This window comes from Pseudomonas sp. WS 5532 (genome assembly GCF_012985445.1).
Classification (GTDB): Bacteria; Pseudomonadota; Gammaproteobacteria; order Pseudomonadales; family Pseudomonadaceae; genus Aquipseudomonas; species Aquipseudomonas edaphica.
In genome coordinates, this window is the sequence record NZ_JAAQWK010000001.1 from 570,654 (window position 1) to 593,807 (window position 23,154).

At 61.1% G+C, this 23,154-nt stretch carries 22 protein-coding genes; 14 read left to right on the top strand and 8 right to left on the bottom strand.

Annotation, left to right across the window (positions count from 1 at the left end; all coding sequences use genetic code 11):
• Nucleotides 1-60: 60 nt before the first annotated feature.
• On the bottom strand, nucleotides 61-501 hold the full coding sequence (locus tag HBO23_RS02695; protein ID WP_017137078.1) for a PA3611 family quorum-sensing-regulated virulence factor: 441 nt from the start codon (nucleotides 499-501) through the stop codon (nucleotides 61-63).
• 179 nt (nucleotides 502-680) lie between these two features.
• Between HBO23_RS02695 and HBO23_RS02700 the strand changes: the two genes are divergently transcribed.
• The 3 genes from HBO23_RS02700 to HBO23_RS02710 all read left to right on the top strand — a co-directional run bounded on the left by HBO23_RS02700 (nucleotide 681) and on the right by HBO23_RS02710 (nucleotide 2,741).
• Nucleotides 681-1,400, top strand: coding sequence for a tRNA-uridine aminocarboxypropyltransferase (locus tag HBO23_RS02700; RefSeq protein WP_099548534.1), 720 nt, complete (start codon nucleotides 681-683; stop codon nucleotides 1,398-1,400).
• A gap of 252 nt (nucleotides 1,401-1,652) precedes the next feature.
• Entirely contained in the window at nucleotides 1,653-2,303 is a 651-nt protein-coding gene (gene erdR / locus HBO23_RS02705; RefSeq protein WP_017137080.1) for a response regulator transcription factor ErdR, read from the top strand.
• A gap of 75 nt (nucleotides 2,304-2,378) precedes the next feature.
• Nucleotides 2,379-2,741 (top strand): diacylglycerol kinase, encoded by a 363-nt coding sequence (locus HBO23_RS02710; protein WP_017137081.1) that lies wholly within the window; start codon nucleotides 2,379-2,381, stop codon nucleotides 2,739-2,741.
• A 3-nt stretch (nucleotides 2,742-2,744) separates the two neighbouring features.
• Here HBO23_RS02710 and HBO23_RS02715 read toward each other — a convergent pair whose 3' ends face one another.
• Complete coding sequence (locus HBO23_RS02715) at nucleotides 2,745-3,671, bottom strand: LysR family transcriptional regulator (RefSeq protein ID WP_026013711.1); 927 nt, start codon at nucleotides 3,669-3,671, stop codon at nucleotides 2,745-2,747.
• Nucleotides 3,672-3,795: 124 nt separating this feature from the next.
• On the opposite strand from HBO23_RS02715, the gene fpr reads away from it, so the two are divergent.
• Nucleotides 3,796-4,575: a ferredoxin-NADP reductase gene (gene fpr / locus HBO23_RS02720; RefSeq protein WP_003189055.1), complete on the top strand. Its 780-nt coding sequence runs from the start codon at nucleotides 3,796-3,798 to the stop codon at nucleotides 4,573-4,575.
• Between the two features lie 148 nt (nucleotides 4,576-4,723).
• On the opposite strand, the gene tsaA is transcribed toward fpr, so the two are convergent.
• From tsaA to rimO, 5 genes are all read right to left on the bottom strand, one after another.
• On the bottom strand, nucleotides 4,724-5,419 hold the full coding sequence (gene tsaA, locus HBO23_RS02725) for a tRNA (N6-threonylcarbamoyladenosine(37)-N6)-methyltransferase TrmO (RefSeq protein ID WP_099548535.1): 696 nt from the start codon (nucleotides 5,417-5,419) through the stop codon (nucleotides 4,724-4,726).
• A gap of 3 nt (nucleotides 5,420-5,422) precedes the next feature.
• Nucleotides 5,423-5,884 carry a DUF1456 family protein gene (locus tag HBO23_RS02730; RefSeq protein WP_003189058.1) on the bottom strand — a complete coding sequence of 154 codons (462 nt, stop codon included), beginning with the start codon at nucleotides 5,882-5,884 and terminating at the stop codon, nucleotides 5,423-5,425.
• 69 nt (nucleotides 5,885-5,953) lie between these two features.
• Nucleotides 5,954-6,664: an rRNA pseudouridine synthase gene (locus HBO23_RS02735; protein ID WP_058421638.1), complete on the bottom strand. Its 711-nt coding sequence runs from the start codon at nucleotides 6,662-6,664 to the stop codon at nucleotides 5,954-5,956.
• Between the two features lie 221 nt (nucleotides 6,665-6,885).
• The gene (locus tag HBO23_RS02740) at nucleotides 6,886-7,353 is read right to left on the bottom strand and encodes a GNAT family N-acetyltransferase (RefSeq protein WP_017137085.1); all 468 of its coding nucleotides are present in this window, start codon (nucleotides 7,351-7,353) and stop codon (nucleotides 6,886-6,888) included.
• A 158-nt stretch (nucleotides 7,354-7,511) separates the two neighbouring features.
• A complete protein-coding gene (gene rimO, locus HBO23_RS02745) occupies nucleotides 7,512-8,840 on the bottom strand; it encodes a 30S ribosomal protein S12 methylthiotransferase RimO (protein ID WP_169985845.1) in 1,329 nt (442 codons plus the stop codon).
• Nucleotides 8,841-9,141: 301 nt separating this feature from the next.
• Here rimO and HBO23_RS02750 point away from each other — a divergent pair, with 301 nt between their 5' ends.
• The 3 genes from HBO23_RS02750 (at nucleotide 9,142) to HBO23_RS02760 (ending at nucleotide 12,799) form a co-directional block, all read left to right on the top strand.
• A complete protein-coding gene (locus tag HBO23_RS02750; RefSeq protein ID WP_099548536.1) occupies nucleotides 9,142-11,043 on the top strand; it encodes a potassium transporter Kup in 1,902 nt (633 codons plus the stop codon).
• Nucleotides 11,044-11,170: 127 nt separating this feature from the next.
• Complete coding sequence (locus HBO23_RS02755; RefSeq protein ID WP_170036423.1) at nucleotides 11,171-12,277, top strand: NADH:flavin oxidoreductase/NADH oxidase; 1,107 nt, start codon at nucleotides 11,171-11,173, stop codon at nucleotides 12,275-12,277.
• Between the two features lie 336 nt (nucleotides 12,278-12,613).
• Nucleotides 12,614-12,799 carry a hypothetical protein gene (locus HBO23_RS02760; RefSeq protein ID WP_017137090.1) on the top strand — a complete coding sequence of 62 codons (186 nt, stop codon included), beginning with the start codon at nucleotides 12,614-12,616 and terminating at the stop codon, nucleotides 12,797-12,799.
• Nucleotides 12,800-12,954: 155 nt separating this feature from the next.
• Here the strand turns inward: HBO23_RS02760 and HBO23_RS02765 are convergent, their stop codons facing one another.
• Complete coding sequence (locus tag HBO23_RS02765) at nucleotides 12,955-14,580, bottom strand: glucan biosynthesis protein D (protein WP_099548537.1); 1,626 nt, start codon at nucleotides 14,578-14,580, stop codon at nucleotides 12,955-12,957.
• A 304-nt stretch (nucleotides 14,581-14,884) separates the two neighbouring features.
• Here HBO23_RS02765 and HBO23_RS02770 point away from each other — a divergent pair, with 304 nt between their 5' ends.
• From HBO23_RS02770 to HBO23_RS02800, 7 genes are all read left to right on the top strand, one after another.
• On the top strand, nucleotides 14,885-15,595 hold the full coding sequence (locus HBO23_RS02770; protein WP_170036425.1) for a tellurite resistance TerB family protein: 711 nt from the start codon (nucleotides 14,885-14,887) through the stop codon (nucleotides 15,593-15,595).
• Between the two features lie 171 nt (nucleotides 15,596-15,766).
• The gene (locus tag HBO23_RS02775; protein ID WP_170036427.1) at nucleotides 15,767-17,389 is read left to right on the top strand and encodes a methyl-accepting chemotaxis protein; all 1,623 of its coding nucleotides are present in this window, start codon (nucleotides 15,767-15,769) and stop codon (nucleotides 17,387-17,389) included.
• Nucleotides 17,389-17,901: a chemotaxis protein CheW gene (locus tag HBO23_RS02780; RefSeq protein WP_017137094.1), complete on the top strand. Its 513-nt coding sequence runs from the start codon at nucleotides 17,389-17,391 to the stop codon at nucleotides 17,899-17,901. The genes HBO23_RS02775 and HBO23_RS02780 overlap by 1 nt, the downstream gene beginning before the upstream one ends.
• Nucleotides 17,898-19,151 carry a protein-glutamate O-methyltransferase CheR gene (locus HBO23_RS02785; protein ID WP_170036428.1) on the top strand — a complete coding sequence of 418 codons (1,254 nt, stop codon included), beginning with the start codon at nucleotides 17,898-17,900 and terminating at the stop codon, nucleotides 19,149-19,151. Before HBO23_RS02780 ends, HBO23_RS02785 begins: the two co-directional genes overlap by 4 nt.
• Complete coding sequence (locus tag HBO23_RS02790) at nucleotides 19,148-19,849, top strand: chemotaxis protein CheW (RefSeq protein ID WP_170036430.1); 702 nt, start codon at nucleotides 19,148-19,150, stop codon at nucleotides 19,847-19,849. Before HBO23_RS02785 ends, HBO23_RS02790 begins: the two co-directional genes overlap by 4 nt.
• Entirely contained in the window at nucleotides 19,846-22,128 is a 2,283-nt protein-coding gene (locus tag HBO23_RS02795) for a hybrid sensor histidine kinase/response regulator (protein WP_170036432.1), read from the top strand. The genes HBO23_RS02790 and HBO23_RS02795 overlap by 4 nt, the downstream gene beginning before the upstream one ends.
• Nucleotides 22,125-23,135, top strand: a complete 1,011-nt coding sequence (locus tag HBO23_RS02800; protein ID WP_017137098.1) for a chemotaxis response regulator protein-glutamate methylesterase — start codon at nucleotides 22,125-22,127, stop codon at nucleotides 23,133-23,135. The genes HBO23_RS02795 and HBO23_RS02800 overlap by 4 nt, the downstream gene beginning before the upstream one ends.
• Nucleotides 23,136-23,154: the final 19 nt, after the last annotated feature.

The following is a 23,154-nucleotide window of genomic DNA, read 5'->3' on the forward strand; positions in this document are numbered from 1 at the left end:
GCCAATGAGGCGAGGGAGGTGCGCGCCACCGGACAGCAGCGCGCGATGATCGAGCAACAGTTACTTTTTCTTCTTCGCCGCAGCGGGGGCCGGGCAATCGGCTTCCACGAACTTGACCGACGCTACCGGGCGGTTGGTCTTGTTTTCGGTGATCTCATAACGCATCACGGCGCCCTTGGCCATCAGCTCGCGATAGCCTTTGTTCAGGCATACGCTTTGACCCAGCTGGAAATACACAGCTTTGGGGTTTGCGCGCATCTGTTCGGCACGGTCAGGTAGCACACTGAGGTGATCAATCAGTTGCATGCCTTCAACGGTGTAGGCCACTTCCAGGGTCTTTGCATCGATTTCCCGGGGCAGGTCCTTGTTGCTCTCGGCCGCGACGCTCTGCAGTTTCCTGTTCATTTGGGCCTCCAGCAGCGACGCCGCGTGGGCGCCCATGGGCAGAACCAGCGCAAGGGCGACGGATGGGGCAACAAGGCGCAGCATGGAACGCAGCATGAAACTCTCCTGATTCGGTTACTGGTGCATAGACCAGCCACTGCGCTGTGCGTTCAGTGGCGCGCAATTATAGGGGACCGCTTGCCACTACAGCCAGGCGTATCGCTGGTAAACTGCGGCCACTTAAGCCTGATTCGAGTTTTGCCTGTGTCGATTGACCTCTGCTCGCGGTGCGCCCGATGAGCCACGCCGTCTCCCGCTTGCGTACCCAGCGCCTGGCGCGCGCCGTCCGGCCGTTTCTAAACCGTGGTTCGCGCGCCGAACGTTGCCCCGGTTGCCGGGTGATTCCCGAGTACTGCCTGTGCGCCTGGCGCCCAACAGTGCAGGCCCGCTCGGCCATGTGCCTGTTGATGCATGACGTGGAACCGATGAAACCCAGCAATACCGGCTGGCTGATCGCCGATGTGATCGATGACACCACCGCGTTCGCCTGGTCGCGCACAGAAGTGGACCCTGAGTTGCTGACCCTGTTAGCCGACCCGCAATGGCAACCGTATATCGTGTTTCCGGGCGAATTCGTTGCGCCTGAGCGAGTGTGCAGTGAGGTGAGGGTGCAAGACGGCAAGCGCCCGTTATTCATCCTGCTGGACGGCACCTGGAGCGAGGCGCGCAAGATGTTCCGCAAAAGCCCTTACCTTGCGCACTTGCCGGTGTTGAGCCTGGCGCCCGAACAGCTGTCACGCTACAAGCTGCGCCGGTCCAAGCGCGATGATCATTTCTGTACCGCCGAGGTTGCGGCGCTGTGCCTGGAGCTGGCCGACGACCCAGCAGCCAGCGAAGTGCTGGATGCCTACCTCGATGTGTTCAGCACGCATTACCTGGCCGCTAAATTTCAATTGCCGCTGGACCCGGCGGACAGCGTGCACATGCGGCTCGCGCCCCATATCCCTACGGTATAACCAGACGACGTTTGCATGATGGCACCGTAAACCCGCAACCGGCTAAAATGCCCACGGGCGTAGTGCTTGACCCCCCAGGCTGCGCTGGGCATGCTGGGCGCCGATTGGGGCGTAACCGTGACTTTTCAGTGTCGTTTCAGGTGTTTTTGATGCTGAGTGTGCCCTGTGGCGATGGCTGCCTGGCTATTGCCTTGTGTACTGGCGAACCCTGAACCCATCAGGGCTCCCATAAAAAACAGGATCATTTAATCAATGGCCACATACGAAATCCTGATAGCCGATGACCATCCGCTGTTTCGCAGTGCGCTGCATCAGGCCGTTACCTTGGGCCTTGGCCCTGACGTGAGCCTGGTCGAAGTGGCCAGCATTGCCGAACTGGAAGCCCGCCTCAACGAAAAATCCGACTGGGACCTGGTGCTGCTCGACCTGAACATGCCGGGTGCCTATGGCTTCTCGGGATTGGTGCTCTTACGCGGGCAATACCCGCAGATCCCGGTAGTAATGGTTTCAGCCCAGGAAGAAGCCGACGTGGTGGTGCGCTCCAAGGAGTTTGGTGCCAGCGGTTTCATTCCCAAGTCCAGCTCTATGGAAGCGATCCAGAAAGCCGTGCGCACCGTGCTGGATGGCGACGTGTCATGGCCGCCGCAAGCGTTTGAAGAAATCAACGTGTCCGACGAAGCCAAAGCCGCCCGTGATGGCCTTGCCAGCCTGACGCCCCAGCAATTTCGGGTGCTGACCATGGTTTGTGAAGGTTTGTTGAACAAGCAGATTGCGTATGAGTTGAGTGTGTCGGAAGCGACCATCAAGGCCCACGTGACGGCGATCTTTCGCAAGCTCGGCGTGCGTACCCGCACTCAGGCGGCGCTGCTCTTGCAACAACTTGAGTCAATTTCGCAGCATTAAGCTGTACCCGATTCACGCTTTTTTGACTTTGCGTGATCTAGTTTCCCCACTTCTTTGGTTCAGTTGCCTACATCTATGTCGCCTTTCAAGGGTCAAACCGGTATCAAACGTATCTTCAACGCAGGGGGCTATTCCCTGGATGGCCTGCGCGCAGCTTTCACCGGCGAGGCGGCATTCCGTCAGTTGGTGTTGCTGAACGTGATCCTGATCCCGCTGAGCTTCTTCCTGCACGTCAGTCGGGTCGAGCGCGCCTTGCTCATCGCGGTCTGCCTCCTGGCCTTGATCGTTGAGTTGCTCAACTCGGCAGTGGAAGCGGCTATCGACCGGATTTCCCTCGACCGCCACCCGCTGTCGAAAAACGCCAAGGACATGGGCAGCGCCGCGCAATTCGTAGCGCTGACCATGATTACCCTGGTGTGGGCCGTGATCCTGATCTAAGCCTCAGGCAATGTTAGGCAGCACGATCTCGTCGCTGCGCTGAACCCCGGCGGTGAAGGCGCGGCACAGTTCCAGGAACTCGCGCATCGCCGAGGTCTGGTACTTCTGTTTATGCCAGATGAAGTAAAACTGCCGGGCCAGGTCCAGGTCCGGGGTTTCCACCGGCACCAAACTGCCACGGCGGAACGCATCGCGCAGGGCCAGTCGGGAAATACAGCCAATCCCCAACCCTGACTCCACTGCACGCTTGATCGCCTCGGTGTGTTCAAGCTCGAGGCGGATATTCAGCGCGCTACGGTGATGGCGCATGGCCTGGTCAAAGGTCAAGCGCGTGCCCGAGCCCTGTTCGCGCAGGATCCATGCTTCATGGGTCAGCTCTTCCATCGTCGCCACACCGCGCTTGGCCAAGTGATGCTGAGGCGCACAGAACACCACCAACTCATCCTCGACCCAGGTTTGTACCTCGATGTCCGGGTGGCTGCAGTCGCCTTCGATTAGACCCAGGTCAATTTCGTAATGCGCCACTTGGTGCACGATATTGGCAGTATTCTGCACATGCAGTTTCACCTGGCTCTCGGGGTGCTGCTGCATGAAACTGCCGATCAGCAGGGTCGCCAGGTAATTGCCGATGGTCAGGGTGGCGCCGACCGCCAGGGAACCAAAGCCGGACTTGCCGTTGAGCAAGTCTTCGATCTCCTTGGCCTGGTCCAGCAGCGCAACGGCCTGCGGTAATAACTGATGGCCAAGAGCGTTGAGGCTCAGGCGCTTGCCTGCGCGGTCGAATAATTGGCAGCTGGATTGACGCTCCAGCTCGGTGATTGAGGTGCTGGCGGCGGATTGAGATAAGGCCAGAAGGCCAGCAGCGCGTGAGACGCTTTCCTGCTGGGCGACGGCGACGAAGACTTGCAGTTGACGTAGAGTAAATCGCATATCGATATAACCGATAACCCTTATCTTAATAATCCAGTTAACAGATATTGTCGCCGCCATTAGAATGCTGTGCAATTGCGCATCTCATCTTTGGCGCAGACCCATTTCCAGGAGTTCCCCGTACATGAGCAACATGAACCACGAACGTGTCCTCAGTGTTCATCACTGGAACGACACGCTGTTCAGCTTCAAGTGCACCCGCGATCCGGGCTTGCGCTTTGAGAATGGTCAGTTCGTGATGATCGGCCTGCAACAGCCCAACGGCCGCCCACTCATGCGCGCGTACTCCATTGCCAGCCCAAACTGGGAAGAGCATCTGGAGTTCTTCAGCATCAAGGTGCCCGATGGTCCGCTGACTTCGCAATTGCAGCACTTGAAGGAAGGCGACGAGATCATCATCAGCAAAAAACCGACAGGCACCCTGGTGCTTGACGATTTGAAGCCGGGCAAACATCTGTACCTGCTCAGCACGGGTACCGGTCTGGCGCCGTTCATGAGCGTGATCCAGGACCCGGAAACCTACGAGCGCTTCGAAAAAGTGATCCTGTGCCACGGCGTGCGTTACGTCAATGAAGTCGCCTACCGCGAATTCATCACCGAGCACCTGCCGCAGAACGAATTCTTCGGCGAGGCGTTGCGTGACAAGTTGATCTACTACCCAACGGTGACCCGCGAGCCGTTCGAAAACGAAGGCCGCCTGACCGACCTGATGCGCAGCGGCAAGCTGTTCAGCGACATCGGCCTGCCGCCGATCAACCCCGAGGACGACCGCGCCATGCTGTGCGGCAGCCCGAGCATGTTGGACGAGACCAGCGAAGTGCTGAACAGCTTCGGCCTGAAAGTTTCGCCACGTATGCGTGAGCCGGGTGATTACCTGATCGAGCGCGCGTTCGTCGAGAAGTAAACACTGCTCAAAAAAAATGTGGGAGCTGGCTTGTGTGGGAGCTGGCTTGCCTGCGATGCAGACACCTCGGTCGTTCAGTTGAACTGAGGTGATGCTATCGCATGCAAGCCAGCTCCCACATGAGCGGCTCCCCCAGTTGTTTCGGCGTTTACTTGGCCGGTACCACTTCCAGCACACAGATGACACCCGCCTCTGGATAGTGCCAACGCACATCCACATCCCAGAACTGCGCGCCGTACTCACGCTCAGGCCCTGGCGTCTGATACGCCGGCCGTGGGTCCTGGGCCAGACACTGCTCGATCAATGCCACCAGCGGCTCATCAAGGCGCTGCGCATGGCCTTGTGCCTGGTGCAGGGCCGTCTTCAGCCACTGCACGGGAATCAGCTGCGGCGCACTGCTGGCAATATCATTGGTGGCGGTGTCAATGATGTCCGCGTACGGCACGTACGGCTTGATATCCAGCACCGGCGTGCCGTCGAGCAAATCGATCCCGGAAACCCACAAGCGGCCCGGCTCGACCTTATCCAGCTTCACCACCGACTGGCCAATGCCATTGGGCCGGTGTGTCGCGCGGGTGGCAAACACGCCCATGGAGGTGTTGCCGCCCAGGCGTGGCGGCCGCACCTTGAGGCGCGGCTTGTCTTCCAGGGCCTGGTGGAACAGAAACAGCAGCCACACATGGCTGACCTGCTCCAGGCCCTGCACCGCCTCGCCCTGATCGAACGGCGCCACCAGCTCCAGCACGCCGCGTGCGGCCGGGGCCAGCTGCGGCTGGCGCGGGATGGCGAACTTCTCCTTGAAGCAGGAGCGCACGAAGCCGACGGGCGAGACCGAGTAGCTCATGGCTTACGCACGAACCCGCAGGGTCAGGCCCTTAAGGAAATTGCGCAGCAACTGGTCGCCACAGGTGCGGTAGTTGGTGTGGCCGAACTTGCGGAACAGTGCGCTCAACTCAGGCTTGGACACCGGGAACTCAGCGGCCTTGAGGATGGCGTGCATGTCGTCTTCCTTCAGTTCGAAGGCCACGCGCAGCTTCTTGAGGATGATGTTGTTGGTCACCGGGGTTTCGATCGGCTGCGGCGGACGGCTTTCGTCCTTGCCACGCTTGAAGATCACCAGGCCATCGAGGAAGTGCGCCATGACATCGTCCGGGCAGAACACAAAACCTTCTTCCTCATCTTTCTTGAGGTAGGTCAGCAGGTCTTCCTTGGTGACGTCCATGCCGCCGAGCTTGATGATCTCGACCATCTTGTTGTCGCTGATGTCGAGCATGTAGCGCACGCTGCGCAATACGTCGTTGTGAATCATGGTGGGCAATCCTGGTATTCAACTGAGGGCACCGCGCAGAGTTGCCGGTGCCGGGAAAAGGGGAGCGGCTTAGAATTTCTCTTTGCCGGACAGGTAACGCCATTGGCCGACCGGCACCTTGCCGATGGACACGCCGCCAATGCGGATGCGGCGGATGGCGATGACTTTCAGGCCGACCGCTTCGCAAAACAGGGCAATTACACCCGGCTGCGGGTTTTTCAGCGCAAACCGCAGGCGGTTTTCGTTCTGCCAGCTGGCTTTGACGGCCGGCAGCTCTTTGCCTTTGTAGGTCAAACCGTGGTTCAGGCGGTTGAGGCCATGGGCAACCATGTCACCCTCGACCTCAACCACGTATTCCTGCTCGATCTTGGCGGCATCGGCGGTCAACTTGCGCAAAATCTTCCAGTCCTGGGTGAACACCAGCAGGCCGCTGGCCTTGGCCTGCAGATCGGCGCTGGCGGTCAGGCGCAGGAAGTGGCCCTTGAGCGGGCGCTTGCTGAAACGGTGCTCTTCGGACAGCGTCTCGGCGCTGATCGAGGCCATTGCTGTTTCCACATCCACGCCCACCGGGGCGTGCAGCAGAATGGTCACCGGTTCCGGCACAGTGGCTTTAGCCTCTGGGTCCAGCTCGACCTTCTGGGTGGTGACCTTGAATTGCGGCTCGTCGATCACTTCACCGTCCACCGAGACCCAGCCGCCTTCGATAAACAGCTCAGCCTCCCGACGGGAGCAACCGACCAGTTCGATAAGGCGTTTGGAAAGGCGTATGGGGTCAGTCATGACAAGGGCCGTAGCAAAAGGGGGCGGCTATTGTACCTGTGTGGGCGCGGTTAATCCCGGACCCATTTCAGCGTAGTGGCTTTTTGTGGGCGCTGGCCTGTGTGGGAGTCGGGCTTGCCCGCGATGCAGACACCTCGGTCGTGCATTTGGAATCGAGGTGATGCCATCGCAGGCAAGCCAGCTCCCACACAAGCACGCTCCCACATTGGCGCTGTGTTGTGTCAGCCACTGCGCCGTTGCTGTTGGCGCAAGCGCATATGCAGCAGCGGGTACGGCTGGCCAAGGCCATCATGCTCGGCACGTCCGACCACCTCGAAACCCTGCTTGAAGTAGAACCCCAGGGCCTGCGGGTTTTGCTCGTTGACGTCCAGCGCATCGGCATTCAGGTGCTCGATCGCATAACTCAGCAATTGCTGGCCCAAGCCCTGGCCACGGTGTTGCGGGTCGATAAACAGCATCTCGACCTTGCCCGCCGCTACCCCGGCAAACCCGGTGATGCGCTGGCGCGCGTCCTTGGTGCAGATCAGCATCACCGCGTCCAGGTAGCGCGTCAGCACCAGCTCCTTGAGCAGTACGATGTAGCTGTCCGGCAAAAAGTCATGGGTCGCTCGCACGGAGTCTTCCCAGATCTGCGCCAATTGCTGGTAGTCGCTGGTTTTAGGTGTGTGGATAACCGAATGCTGACGCATGCCCGCTGCCCCTTGCCGATGATCGGCGCTGATGGGCAAACGATAGACCTAAAAAAGCCCCGCATCTTGCTCAGACACGAGGCTTTTTCAATTTTTCACGCCGATCGTTCCCACGCTCTGCGTGGGAATGCCTCGCCGGACGCTTTGCGTGCGCAGAGCTAGTCGCGCTTTTCAGCCCACAGGTCGTACTCGTCGGCATCCGTCACGGTGCACCAGACCTTGTCGCCCGGCTTCAAGCCGCTGGCATCGTCGATAAACACGTTACCGTCGATTTCCGGCGCATCGAAGAAGCAACGGCCCACTGCGCCTTGCTCGTCGACTTCGTCGATCAGTACTTCGATTTCCTTGCCGATGCGCAGTTGCAGGCGTGCGGAGCTGATGGCCTGCTGATGCGCCATGAAGCGCTCCCAGCGGTCCTGCTTGACGTCGTCCGGCACGATGGCCGCATCCAGCAGGTTGGCCGGGGCACCTTCGACCGGCGAGTACTGGAAGCAACCGACGCGATCCAGCTGCGCTTCGGTCAGCCAGTCCAGCAGGTACTGGAAGTCTTCTTCGGTTTCGCCAGGGAAGCCGACGATGAAGGTCGAACGGATGATCAGCTCCGGGCAGATCTCGCGCCAGTTCTTGATGCGCGCCAGGGTCTTGTCTTCGAAGGCCGGGCGTTTCATGGCCTTGAGGATTTTCGGGCTGGCGTGCTGGAACGGAATGTCCAGGTACGGCAGGATCTTGCCGGCGGCCATCAACGGGATCAGCTCGTCCACGTGCGGGTACGGGTAAACGTAGTGCAGGCGCACCCACACGCCCAGGCTGCTCAAGGCTTCGCACAGTTCGGTCATGCGGGTTTTCACCGGCGCGCCGTTCCAGAAGCCGGTGCGGTATTTCACGTCGACGCCGTAGGCGCTGGTGTCCTGGGAGATCACCAACAGCTCTTTCACGCCGGATTTGACCAGGCGCTGGGCTTCGTCCAATACATCACCCACTGGGCGGCTGACCAGCTTGCCGCGCATCGACGGGATGATGCAGAAGCTGCAGCTGTGGTTGCAGCCTTCGGAAATCTTCAGGTACGCGTAGTGGCGCGGCGTCAGCTTGATGCCTTGCGGCGGCACCAGGTCGATCAGCGGGTTGTGGTCCTGACGCGGCGGCACCACGTCGTGCACGGCGTTGACCACCTGCTCGTACTGCTGCGGGCCGGTTACCGCCAGCACGCTTGGGTGCACGTTGCGGATATTGCCTTCTTCCACGCCCATGCAGCCGGTGACGATGACCTTGCCGTTTTCCTTGATGGCTTCGCCGATCACTTCCAGCGATTCAGCCTTGGCCGAGTCGATGAAGCCGCAGGTGTTGACCACCACCACGTCGGCGTCCTGATAAGTGGACACGACGTCATAGCCTTCCATACGCAGTTGCGTGAGGATGCGCTCGGAGTCAACGAGAGCCTTCGGGCAACCCAGGGATACAAAGCCGACCTTTGGGTTGGCTTTTGCGATGGTGGTGGACATGTCTAACCTCGGTATTGAATGACGCCGCCAGTCGGGCACGACATGGCGGTAGACGGGCGCTTGGTGCGCCTCTGATCAAAAAGTGCGCAATTCTATCGACGGGCAGCGCGCTTGACCAGCTTTATACGGGGAAATGCGACGAGTGCTGCGCTATGCTTCGCGCCGTTGCGCACGGGTGAAACCCCGGGGTCAATAAAACGTCTGTTACGAGAAGTAAAACAGCGCATGCTAGGGTCAGCTTAGGCGCGTTGTTTATAAAAGACCTCAGGTCAAAGGGCAGGAGTGGTTGATGGGTCAGGCAAATAGTCAGGCAGCAGGTGCCGAGCATTCCAATGCAAAGCCGATTGGCATGCTGGTGGCGGCGGTCGGGGTGGTTTACGGCGATATCGGTACCAGCCCGCTCTATACCCTTAAAGAAGTGTTTACCGGTGGTTATGGGGTTCAAGTCAATCACGACGGGGTCTTTGGCATTCTGGCGCTGATTTTCTGGTCGCTGGTGTGGGTCGTGTCGATCAAGTACGTGCTGTTTATCCTGCGCGCGGACAACCAGGGCGAAGGCGGCATCATGGCCCTGACGGCGCTGGCGCGACGGGCGGCGTCGCCGTACCCCAAGTTGCGTTCGGTGCTGGTGATCCTCGGCTTGATCGGTGCGGCGCTGTTCTACGGCGACAGCATGATTACCCCGGCGATCTCGGTATTGTCGGCGGTTGAAGGCCTGGAACTGGCCTTTGACGGGATTGAACGTTGGGTGGTGCCGCTGTCGCTGGTGGTGCTGGTGGGGCTGTTCCTGATCCAGAAACACGGCACTGACCGCATCGGCAAGCTGTTCGGGCCGGTGATGGTGGTGTGGTTCCTGGTGCTGGGCGGTCTTGGCGTGCACGGCATCCTGCAACATCCCGAGGTGCTCAATGCGCTGAACCCCGTGTGGGGCGTGCGTTTCTTTGTGTCCCATCCGGGCATGGGCGTCGCGATTCTTGGCGCCGTGGTGCTGGCCTTGACCGGTGCCGAAGCGCTGTACGCCGACATGGGCCACTTCGGCCGCAAGCCGATCGCCCGTGCCTGGTTCGCCCTGGTGCTGCCGGCGCTGGTGCTCAACTACTTCGGCCAGGGCGCGTTGCTGCTGGAAAACCCCGAAGCGGCGCGCAACCCGTTCTACTTGCTCGCGCCGGAATGGGCCTTGGTGCCATTGGTCGCGCTGTCGACCCTGGCCACCGTGATTGCATCCCAGGCGGTGATTTCCGGCGCGTTCTCGCTGACGCGTCAGGCGATCCAGTTGGGTTACATCCCGCGCATGCATATCCAGCACACCTCCAGCGCCGAGCAAGGCCAGATCTACATCGGCGCGGTGAACTGGTCGCTGATGGTCGGCGTGATCCTGCTGGTGCTCGGCTTCGAATCCTCCAATGCCCTGGCCTCCGCCTACGGCGTGGCAGTCACCGGCACCATGTTGATTACCAGCATCCTGGTGTCGGCGGTGATGCTGCTGCTCTGGAAGTGGCCGCCGGTGCTGGCGATTCCGGTGCTGATCGGCTTCCTGTTGGTGGACGGCCTGTTCTTCGCCGCCAACGTGCCAAAGATCGTGCAGGGCGGTGCCTTCCCGGTGTTGGCGGGGATTGTGCTGTTTGTGCTGATGACCACTTGGAAGCGCGGCAAGGAACTGTTGATGGACCGCCTCGACGAAGGCGGGCTGCCGTTGCCGATCTTTATCAGCAGTATCCGCGTGCAACCGCCTCATCGCGTGCAGGGCACTGCGGTGTTCCTCACCGCGCGGCCCGATGCCGTGCCCCACGCGCTGTTGCACAACCTGCTGCATAACCAGGTGTTGCATGAGCAAGTGGTGATGCTCACGGTGGTCTACGAAGACATTCCGCGTGTGCCTGCCTCGCGGCGCTTTGAGGTGGACGCCTACGGCGAAGGCTTCTTCCGGGTGATCCTGCATTTTGGCTTTACCGATGAGCCGGACGTGCCCGAAGCGCTGAAGCTGTGCCACCTGGACGATCTGGATTTCAGCCCGATGCGCACCACCTACTTCCTCAGCCGTGAAACGGTGATCGCCTCGCGCATCAAGGGCATGGCCCGTTGGCGTGAGAGCTTGTTTGCGTTCATGTTGAAAAACGCAAACGGCAACCTGCGCTTCTTCAAACTCCCGGTAAACCGGGTGATCGAGCTGGGCACCCAGGTCGAGATGTAATCTTTTGCAACACGGGAGCCGGCATTCGGCTCCCGCTTTCCTTTCTGAACCCTGTGCAATCCACCGTTGTCGACTAGGCTCTAAGCACTGTTTGAATAGTGCCCACAGAACCCAGAAGAGGTGCGCCATGAGTCAGCTGCTCGAACCCTACACCCTCCGTCAATTGACCTTGCTCAACCGCATCGCCGTCTCGCCGATGTGCCAATACTCGTCCGACGATGGCCTGGCCAATGACTGGCACCTGGTGCACCTGGGCAGCCGCGCCGTCGGTGGTGCCGGGCTGATTTTTACTGAAGCCACCGCCGTCACCGCCGATGGCCGCATCACCGCCCAGGACCTGGGCCTGTGGAACGACGCGCAGATCGAACCGCTGCAGCGCATCACCCGCTTTATTGCTGCTCAAGGCGCGGTGGCGGGCATCCAGCTGGCACATGCCGGGCGCAAGGCCAGCACCCATCGGCCGTGGATCGGCAAGCACGGCAGCGTCAAGCCGGAGGAGGGCGGCTGGGTGCCGGTGGGCCCTTCGCCGATTGCCTTTGACCCGAACCACACGCAACCCAGGCCACTGGATGAAGGGCAGATTCAGCAGGTAATTGCCGACTTTGTCGCCTCCGCCAAACGCGCGCTGACCGCCGGTTTCGAAGTGGTGGAGATCCACGCTGCCCACGGTTACCTGTTGCATCAATTCCTCTCGCCGATCAGCAACCAGCGCCAGGACCACTACGGCGGCTCGTTTGAAAACCGTATCCGCCTGGTGCTCGAAGTGACCACCGCCGTGCGCGCCGTCTGGCCCCAGGAGCTGCCGTTGTTTGTGCGGGTGTCGGCCACCGATTGGGTCGAAGACGGCTGGAACCCCGATGAAACCGTAGAGCTGGCGCGCCGCCTCAAAGAACTCGGCGTGGACCTGATCGACGTGTCCTCCGGTGGCACCGCCGCCAACGCCGAGATTCCCACCGGCCCGGGCTACCAGACGCGGTTTGCCGAGCGCGTGCGCAAAGAGTCGGGTATCGCCACCGGCACGGTGGGTATGATTACCGAACCGGCCCAGGCTGAACACATACTGCGCACCTGCCAGGCCGACATCATCTTCCTCGCCCGTGAGCTGTTGCGTGACCCTTACTGGCCGCTGCATGCCGACGATGACCTGGGTGGGCGCAAAGCCATCTGGCCCGCGCAGTACCAGCGGGCGACTCACCGTGATCAGCCGATTCACGAGTCTGACCTGAGGGATTGAACCCGCGTCTGCCTGCAATAAACCCACCCGACTCGGTGGGTTTTTTGTTGCCCGCGTTTAGCGCCTGCCTGATCCGCAGCTGTATGCGCAAGAGCTTCCCGATATCCACCTTTACCGGTCGCTGCGTGAGAAAGGGTTGTAGGTATTTGTTACCGAAGTAATTTTTTAAGTGAATACTCTAAAAAAATCCCACACGTGACGAGATTGTTTCTACGCTTAGGGTAAGTGTGATTTCTGGCCCAGGGAGTCAGGCTGTTTGTCCTTGAAGCCATTGCGCTTCATGAGCGTAGGGAATGGGCACCAGGAGTAATTGACTGATATCAGGAGTAACGGTCCATGACCAAGTCTTATGGCGTAGCGGGTGCGGTGGCGTCTTTTTGGAGTCGCCGGATGTCCTTGCGGGGGCGAAGGTTGAGTTCGGATGAGGTGGAGTTGCTGGCGCAGTATCGCGCCCTGACCGAAAACGATCAGGTGGCGATGCGCTACTTGATTGGCGCAATGAAGAGCGTGTCGCGGTTTTAACCCATGCAGTAGCGGGTTAATTGTGGCGAGCAAGCTTGCTTGCGTTGGGGGGGGGGCGAAGCACCCCCCAAAAAAGAGCCGGCTCCAGCTGCGCTGTCGAACGGGACGATTCGACAAGCTCCCTCGCCACAGCAAGCCCGCTCCCTTATGTGTTATCAGCTGTACTTACGCTGGTCCGGTGCCGGCGGGAAGTACTGATACAGCCAGGTTTCACTCAAGGTGCGGTCCTGGGTGCGGATAAACAGCCGCAGTTCAACCGGTTCCACACTGTCGCTGGTCGGGTACCAATCGAACAGAATGCGATAGCCCTTGATGTTGTCCAGCACCAGCACACTGAAGTCTTTGACTTCACCGTGGGAGCAGGTTACCACCGGCTCGATCCCGGTGCCGGCCGGCAGGCGATCCAGGCCACCGCCCTTGAAATCCACGGCAAAGCGGCGCGCCCACACTTCGGGGTAATGCTCGCCCGGTGCCCAGCCTTCGGTAAAACCGCCCATGCCGGAACGGGTGGCATCCACTTGCGCCAGCGGTGTGCTCACCGGCGGCAGCGCGCTCCAGTACAGCTTGTAGCCATAGTTGAGTGATTCGCCTGCGGCCACGGGCTTTTTTGGGGTCCAGAAGGCCACGATGTTGTCCAGGGTTTCGCCGGTGGTGGGGATTTCCAGCAGATCGATCGAGCCTTCGCCCCAGGCGGTGGTGGGTTCCACCCACAGGCTAGGACGCTTGCTGTACCAGTCCACAGTGTCCTGGTAGCTGGCGAACTCATGGTCGGTCTGTACCAGGCCGAAACCTTTCGGGTCGGTGTCGGCAAAAGCGTTGAACTGCAGCTTGGCCGGGTTGTTCAGTGGACGGCAGATCCACTCGCCGTTGCCACGCCACATGGCCAAACGGTCCGAGTCGTGGATTTGCGGGTGGATGGTGTCGCACATCCGGCGTTCATGGGTACCGCAGCTGAACATGCTGGTCATCGGCGCGATGCCCAGTTGCTCGATGGCGGTGCGCGCATTGATGTGCGCGTCGATGGCCATGACCACCTGGCTGGCCTGGCAGTCGATGTCAAAGCGATAGGCGCCGGTGGCGCTTGGCGAGTCGAGCAGGGCGTAGACCACAAAACGCGTGGCGTCCTTGCTCGGGGTTTCGAACCAGAATTGCGTGAAGTCGGGGAATTCCTCGCGTTTTTTCGCGTAGGTATCAATCGCCAGGCCGCGTGCGGAGAGGCCGTACTGGCCGGTTGCGTCCACCGCACGGAAGTAACTGGCGCCGAGAAACGACAGCACGTCATGGCGATCCAGTTCCGGCGCCTTGAACAGCTTGAAACCGGAGAAACCCAGGTCGCCGGTCAGCTGCTTGGTGTCCACCGTGGTCTTGGCATAGTTGAACAGCGACGGGCGGAAATGCACCTCGCGGGCTTCGCGGGTCTTGGGGTCGACGCTGTGCATGCGTACTGGCGTCTTGAAGCCCATGCCGACGTGGAAGAATTGCACGTCGAGCTGGCCGTTGAGCTCCTTCCACAGCGAATGGTTGCCGTCGTAGCCGATGGCATTGAAGTTCTGCGGGGTCATGGTTGCCAGGGTCGGCGGCAGCACCTGTTTGGTGTCTTTATACGCGGTGGCGGCGAGCTGCCTGGCCTGGGCCTTGAGCGATTCGAAGTCAAACGCTACAGCCTTGCCATCGGCGGCACGGTTTCCCGCCCAAGCCTGCGCGGCCAACAGGCCACTGGCCGACAAGCCGGTGTAAGCCGCAATGGCCATGGACGCTTTGAGCAAATTCCTGCGGTGCATAGAGACAACCTGTCGTGAGCAAATCCCGCGCCGTTCCTGGCACGTAACGGATCATAAATAACGGTTCGGACATGCCTTCGACCAAACGCAACGGACAATAAACAGACGCCGGATAGCTTAAGCGGTTCGATGCAGAAGGAAAATTGATTGATGGCGGGGTGATGGCGTTGCATGTGAAACAAGACGTTTCAAATACGCGCTGCCGGCGTTACATCTGGAAGCACTCTAGATCGCGGCTTTTTGGCACTTAGTTTTACGCTGGGAGCCTATTGGTCCTACGAACCCAAGTGTCTGGAGGCTACGCATGAATACCCGTGGATTGCTCGATCAGTTGCTCAAATCCGGCCAGGACATGTTGCAAAACAAGGCGGGCGGGCAACGCAAATCGGACGACAAAAGTGCCCTCGGTGGCTTGCTCGGCGGCGGTGGGCTTGGCAGTTTGCTCGGCGGTGCGGGTGGCGGTGCCCTGGCGGCGGGCGCGATGGGGCTGCTGCTGGGTAACAAGAAGGCGCGCAAGTTCGGTGGCAAGGCGCTCACCTATGGCGGGCTGGCAGCACTCGGAGTGATCGCCTACAAGGCTTACGGCAACTGGCAGGCGCAGCAGGCCGGCGAACCCCAAGGCGAGCCGCAAACCATCGACCGCCTGCCGTCGGCCCAGGTCGAACAACACAGTCAGGGCATTCTCAAGGCGCTGGTCGCCGCCGCCAAAGCCGACGGGCATGTAGACGAGCGAGAGCGCGCTTTGATTGAAGGCGAATTCACCAAGCTGGATAACGACCGTGAACTGCAAAGCTGGCTGCACGCCGAGCTGAACAAGCCTCTGGATCCCGCTGATGTGGCGCGCGCAGCGAGCACTCCGGAAATGGCTGCCGAGATGTACATCGCCAGTGTGATGCTGGTGGACGAAGAGAACTTCATGGAAAAAGCTTACCTGGACGAGCTGGCGCGCCAGCTCAAACTTGAGCCCGGCTTAAAGGCCGAGCTGGAAAAACAGGTACGCCAAGCCACGCCCTGACCTCCTGAATGATCGCTCCCACGCTCTGCGTGGGAGCGCAGCCCGTGACGCTCTGCGTCACCTGCACAGTGTTTTTGCGTTCTGTGAGCGCGACATCAAAACCTGTTGATAAATGCGGGCACCCGCTCAGCTATACTCCTCGGCATTTGATCGGCCCTTCGAGGAATTACTGTGAAGAACTGGACCTTGCGCCAAAGGATTTTGGCGAGCTTTGCGGTAATTATCGCGATCATGCTGTTGATGGTCGTGGTCTCGTATTCGCGCCTGCTGAAGATTGAAGTCAGCGAAAACTCGGTCCGGGATGACGCCGTACCCGGGGTATTTTTCAGTTCGATGATCCGCAGCGCCTGGGTCGACAGCTACCTGCAAACCCAGGAATTGGTCGGTGCCCACCGAGGTCAGGGCATCTCGGAAGCTGACAAACAGGACTACAAGTCGTTTGAGGCACGTTTGGAACAGCACATGGCCAGTTACGCGAGCACGATCAATATTGATCAGGATCGCACTGAGTTCGACGCCTTCGAAAAGCTCCACCAGAACTACAACAAGATTCTTGCCCTGGTACTGGACGCCCATCAGGCTAACAACGGCGTTGAGGCGCAAAAGCTGTTCGACGAGCAACTCACGCCCGCCTGGACCGCAGGCCGCATGAAGCTCAATGACATTATCAATGAAAACAAACAGGTCGCCGATAACGCCACCGCCGCCATCGATGAAGCGGTGGCCGCCGCCAAAGTCAGCATGTTCGTGTCGTTGGCCGTGGCCATTCTCGCAGCGGGCCTGTGCGGCCTGCTGCTGATGCGCGCGATCATGGCGCCGATGAATCGCATCGTCGAAATCCTCGAAACCATGCGCACGGGCGACCTGAGCAAGCGCTTGAACCTTGAGCGCAAGGACGAGTTCGGCGCTGTCGAAACCGGCTTCAACGACATGATGACCGAGCTGACCGCCCTGGTTTCCCAGGCCCAGCGTTCGTCGGTGCAGGTGACTACCTCGGTGACCGAGATTGCCGCCACCTCCAAGCAACAACAGGCCACGGCCACCGAAACGGCCGCCACCACCACCGAGATCGGCGCGACATCGCGGGAAATTGCCGCCACGTCCAAGGACTTGGTGCGCACCATGACCGAAGTGTCCACCGCCGCCGACCAGGCGTCGGTCGCTGCCGGCTCCGGCCAGCAAGGCCTGGCGCGTATGGAAGAAACCATGCACTCGGTGATGGGCGCCGCTGACCTTGTGAACGCCAAGCTGGCGATCCTCAATGAGAAGGCCGGCAACATCAACCAAGTGGTGGTGACCATCGTCAAGGTGGCCGACCAGACCAACCTGCTGTCGCTCAACGCCGCCATTGAAGCCGAGAAGGCTGGCGAGTACGGACGCGGGTTTGCCGTGGTGGCCACCGAAGTGCGCCGTCTGGCCGACCAGACCGCCGTGGCCACCTACGACATCGAGCAGATGGTGCGCGAGATCCAGTCGGCAGTGTCAGCGGGCGTGATGGGCATGGACAAGTTCTCCGAAGAAGTGCGTCGCGGCATGTTCGAAGTGCAGCAAGTGGGCGAACAGCTGTCGCAGATCATCCATCAGGTACAGGCCTTGGCGCCGCGGGTATTGATGGTCAACGAAGGCATGCAGGCCCAGGCCACCGGCGCCGAACAGATCAACCATGCGCTGGTGCAACTGGGCGATGCCAGCAGCCAGACCGTGGAATCCCTGCGCCAGGCCAGTTTTGCCATTGATGAACTGAGCCAGGTTGCGGTCGGTCTGCGCAGCGGCGTGTCGCGTTTCAAAGTCTGATGAGCGACCTTGCGGCTAAACGCGGCGTCGTCCCGGCAGCGAAAAAGGCGTTGTTTCTGGTGTTCCACATCGGCGGCGAACGTTATGCCCTCAAGGCCACGGAGGTGGCCGAGGTGCTGCCGCGCCTGCCACTCAAACCCATCGCCCATGCACCGCTGTGGGTGGCGGGGATCTTTGCCCATCGTGGCGCGCTGGTGCCGGTTGTCGACCTGTGTGCGTTGACCTTCGGCAAACCGGCCCAGGCCCGCACCAGCACACGGCTGGTGCTGGTCAATTACCAGCCGCAACCTTGGATCGAGCCACGCTGGCTGGGGTTGGTCCTGGAGCAGGCCACCGACACCCTGCGTTGCGACCCGGCCGAGTTCCAGCCTTATGGCCTGGATAACCGCGAGGCGCCGTACCTGGGGCCGGTACGTGAAGATGCGTTGGGCTTGATGCAGTGGATCGGCGTGGCCGACTTGCTCACCGACGACGTGCGCGCCTTGCTGTTTGCCAGCGAGCTAAGCTTATGAGCAACGACCCACGCTTTTTTGCCTTCTTGAAGGACCGCATTGGTTTGGACGTCGCCTCGGTGGGCGAAGCGATCATCGAGCGTGCGGTGCGCCAGCGCAGCCAGGCCGTGCAGGCGCAGACCGTGCAGGATTACTGGCAGCATTTGCAGAGTTCGCAGGATGAGCAGCAGGCGCTGATCGAAGCGGTGATCGTTCCCGAGACCTGGTTTTTCCGCTATCCCGAGTCCTTTGCCACCTTGGTGCGTTTGGCCAGGGAGCGCCTGGCGGCGATCAAGCAGATGCGCGCCCTGCGCATTCTCAGCCTACCGTGTTCCACGGGCGAGGAGCCTTATTCGATTGCCATGGCCTTGCTCGATGCCGGGCTGGCGCCGCACCAGTTCAAAGTATTGGGGCTGGACGTCAGCCCATTGTCGGTGGAGCGCGCCAAGCGTGGGGTGTATGGCAAGAACTCCTTTCGCGGCGGCGATATCGAGTTTCGCGAGCGTCACTTCAGCGAACAGCCCGATGGTTACCACATTGCCGAGCGGGTGCGCGAACAAGTGCGTCTGCAAGTCGGCAATTTGCTCGACCCGGCGTTGCTGGCCAATGAGCCCACCTACGATTTTGTGTTCTGCCGCAACCTGCTGATCTACTTCGACCAGCCCACCCAGAAGCAAGTGTTCGATGTGCTCAAGAGCCTGACCCATGAGGACGGCGTGCTGTTTATCGGCCCCGCCGAGGGCAGCCTGCTGGGGCGCCATGGCATGCGCTCGATTGGCGTGCCGCAATCCTTTGCATTCAGTCGGCATACCGAGCCGGTCAAGCCTGAACCGGTATTTGTGCCCCAGCCCATCCCCCAGCGCAGCGCGGCACCCATTCCTGCCAAGCCGCGCCCGTTCAGCACCGCGAGCGCCCAAGTGGTGCCGATCAAGGCGCCGCACAGCGATGCGGGCGATTTGCTCAGCCGCATCGCTACGCTGGCTAACGAAGGCAAAAGTGCTGAGGCCCGTGCCGCGTGCGAACAGTATTTGAGTAACCACCCGCCGGCAGCCCAGGTGTTTTGCTGGCTGGGGCTGCTCAGCGACGTGGCCGGCAGCGCCCTGGAAGCCCAGGGTTATTACCGCAAAGCCTTGTACCTGGAACCGCAGCACCCGCAGGCCTTGATGCACCTGGCCGCATTGCTCGAGTCCCAGGGTGACAGTGCGGGCGCGCGTCGCTTGCAGGCGCGCGCCGCGCGTAGCGAGCGTGCAGACAGTGAGTCCAAACGATGAATAACCTTGATGCGCTCGACACCGCAGGTCTGGACCTGACCCTGGCCGACACCCAAGCCATCGACGACTGCTGGAACCGCATCGGCATCCATGGCGACAAGTCCTGCCCGTTGCTCGCCGAACATATCCACTGCCGCAACTGCTCGGTGTATTCCGCCGCCGCCACGCGCCTGCTTGACCGTTATGCGTTGCAGCAGGACGACCGACAGGCGTATGCAGCCGCGGAAGTTGACGAAGAGATCATCACCCGTTCGATCCTGATGTTTCGTCTGGGTGAAGAGTGGCTGGGCATTGCCACGCGATGCCTGGTGGAGGTGGCGCCACTGCAGCCGATTCACTCGTTGCCGCACCAACGTTCCCGCGCATTACTGGGCGTTGCGAATGTGCGCGGTGCGCTGGTGGCGTGCCTGTCACTCGTGGAACTGCTGGGGCTGGACCCGGCCAGCACAGGCGCTACCGGCGCGCGAGTGATGCCGCGCATGTTGATTATTGCTGCCCAGGACGGCCCGGTGGTGGTACCGGTGGATGAAGTCGACGGCATCCATGCCATCGATGAGCGCACCTTGAAGGCCGCGTCGGCTTCCGGCACCCAGGCCAGCGCGCGCTTTACCCAAGGCGTGTTGCAGTGGAAAGGCCGCAGCCTGCGTTGGCTGGACGAGGCGCAATTGTTGTCTGCCGTGACCCGGAGCCTCACATGACCCCCGACCAGATGCGCGATGCATCGCTGCTGGAGCTGTTCAGCCTGGAAGCCGATGCGCAGACCCAGGTATTGAGCGCGGGCCTGCTGGCCCTGGAACGCAACCCCACCCAGGCTGACCAGCTTGAGGCATGCATGCGCGCCGCGCACTCGCTCAAGGGCGCGGCGCGGATTGTCGGCGTGGACGCCGGGGTCAGCGTGGCTCATGTGATGGAGGACTGCCTGGTCAGCGCCCAGGAAAACCGCCTTTACCTGCAACCTGAGCATATCGACGCCTTGCTGCAGGGCACCGACCTGCTGATGCGCATCGCCACGCCGGGCAATAATGTCGGGCCAGCGGACATTCAAGGCTATGTAGCGCTGATGGAACGCCTGCTGGATCCGTCGCAGCCGATTGTCAACGCCACGCCAGCCCCCGCCGCTCCCGAACCTGCGCCGGTGATTGAAGCGTTGCCGCCGGAGCCTGAGCCAGAGCCTGTGCCGCCGGTCAGCACTGACCTGCCGCGCCCGAACAAACGCCTGACCGAAGGCGGGGAGCGCGTGCTGCGTGTCACCGCCGAGCGCTTGAACAGCCTGCTCGACCTGTCGAGTAAATCTTTGGTGGAGACCCAGCGGCTCAAGCCTTACCTGGTGAGCCTGCAGCGCCTCAAGCGCATTCAAAGCAACAGCGCGCGCGCCTTGGACACGCTCGATGGCCAACTCAAGGCCATGAACTTGAGCCTGGAAGCCCAGGAAGCCCTGGCCGACACGCGCCGCCTGTTGAGTGAAGCCCAGGCGTTGCTGGCGGATAAAACCGCCGAGCTGGATGAGTTCGGCTGGCAGGCCGGGCAGCGTGCCCAGGTGCTTTATGACACCGCGCTGGCCTGCCGCATGCGACCGTTTGCCGATGTGCTCGCCGGCCAGGTGCGCATGGTGCGTGACCTTGGCCGCAGCCTTGGCAAGCAGGTGCGCCTGGAGATCGAGGGTGAAAAGACCCAGGTCGACCGCGACGTACTGGAAAAACTCGAAGCGCCGCTCACGCATTTATTGCGCAATGCCGTCGACCATGGCATCGAAATGCCCGAGCAGCGGGTGTTGGCGGGCAAAACCGCCGAAGGCTTGATCCGCCTGCGCGCCTCCCATCAAGCCGGTTTGCTGGTGCTGGAGTTAAGCGACGACGGCAATGGCGTCGACCTGGAGCGCCTGCGCGGCACCATCGTCGACCGGCACCTGTCACCGCTGGAAACCGCGCTGCGCTTGAGCGAAGAAGAGCTGCTGACTTTCCTGTTCCTGCCGGGCTTCAGCCTGCGCGACAAGGTCACCGAAGTGTCCGGGCGCGGCGTCGGCCTGGATGCGGTGCAGCACATGGTCCGCCAACTGCGTGGCGCGGTGGTGCTGGAGCAGACGGCGGGGCAGGGCAGCCGCTTCCACCTGGAAGTGCCGTTGACCCTGTCGGTGGTGCGCAGCCTGGTGGTGGAGGTCGGCGAGGAAGCCTATGCCTTCCCGCTGGCGCACATCGAACGCATGTGCGACCTGGCGCCGAATGACATTGTGCAACTGGAAGGGCGCCAGCATTTCTGGCACGAAGGCCGGCATGTCGGTCTGGTGGCCGCCAGCCAATTGCTGCAGCGCCCGCCGGGGCAGAGCAATGACGAAACCTTGAAGGTGGTGGTCATCCGCGAGCGCGATGCGGTGTATGGCATTGCGGTGGAGCGTTTTATCGGTGAGCGCACCCTGGTGGTATTGCCGCTGGATGACCGCCTGGGCAAGGTCCAGGATATTTCCGCCGGTGCTTTGCTGGACGACGGCTCGGTGGTGTTGATCGTCGACGTCGAAGACATGCTGCGTTCGGTGGATAAATTGCTCAACACCGGGCGCCTGGAACGTATCGCACGGCGCAGCCAGCAGGCGACCGAAGCGCCGCGCAAACGCGTGCTGGTGGTGGACGATTCGCTCACCGTGCGTGAGCTGCAACGCAAATTGTTGCTTAATCGTGGTTATGAAGTGGCGGTCGCGGTCGATGGCATGGATGGCTGGAACGCGCTGCGCTCCGAAGACTTCGACCTGCTGATCACTGACATTGATATGCCTCGTATGGACGGGATCGAATTGGTCACACTCTTGCGCCGTGATAGTCGCCTGCAATCGTTGCCGGTGATGGTGGTGTCGTACAAGGATCGCGAAGAAGACCGGCGCCGTGGACTGGACGCCGGCGCCGACTATTATCTAGCTAAGGCCAGTTTCCATGACGATGCGTTGCTGGATGCCGTGATGGAGCTGATTGGAGGCGCCCGGGCATGAGGATTGCGATCGTCAATGACATGCCCCTGGCGGTAGAGGCCTTGCGCCGCGCGTTGAGTTTAGAGCCGGCCCACGAGGTTGTGTGGGTGGCCAGCAATGGCCTGGAAGCTGTGCAGCGCTGCGCCGAATTGACCCCGGACCTGATCCTGATGGACTTGATCATGCCGGTGATGGACGGCGTGGAGGCCACGCGGCAGATCATGGCCGAGACCCCGTGCGCTATTCTGCTGGTGACCGTCGACCGCCAGGCGAATATGAGTCGCGTGTTTGAAGCCATGGGCCATGGCGCCCTGGATGTGGTGGACACCCCGGCGCTGGGCGTGGGCAACCCCAAGGATGCGGCGGCGCCGTTGCTGCGCAAAATCCTCAATATTGGCTGGCTGATCGGCCAGCGTGGCAGTCGTGTACGCGCCGAAACCGCGCCGGCGCGCACCACTGGCAAACGTCAGAGGCTGGTGGCGATTGGTTCCTCTGCGGGCGGCCCGGCCGCGCTGGAAATCCTGCTCAAGGGTTTGCCCCGCGACTTTCCCGCCGCCATTGTGCTGGTGCAGCATGTGGACCAGGTGTTTGCCGCCGGCATGGCCGAATGGCTGAGCAGCGCCTCCGGCCTGCCGGTGCGCCTGGCACGCGAGGGCGAACCGCCTCAAAACGGCGTGGTGCTGCTGGCTGGCACCAACCACCACATTCGCCTGTTGAAAAATGGCACGCTAGCCTATACCGCGGAGCCTGTGAACGAGATTTACCGGCCTTCCATCGACGTGTTCTTCGAAAGCGTCGCCAGCCACTGGAATGGTGATGCCGTCGGCGTACTGCTGACCGGCATGGGGCGCGACGGGGCTCAGGGCCTCAAGATACTGCGTGAACAAGGATATTTGACCATCGCCCAGGATCAGCAGAGCTGTGCGGTGTATGGCATGCCAAAAGCGGCGGCGGCGATTGATGCTGCTGTTGAAATCCGCCCACTGGACAGAATTGCGCCCCGATTGCTGGAGGTATTTGCAAAATGATCAAGACCTCTCGCAGTGC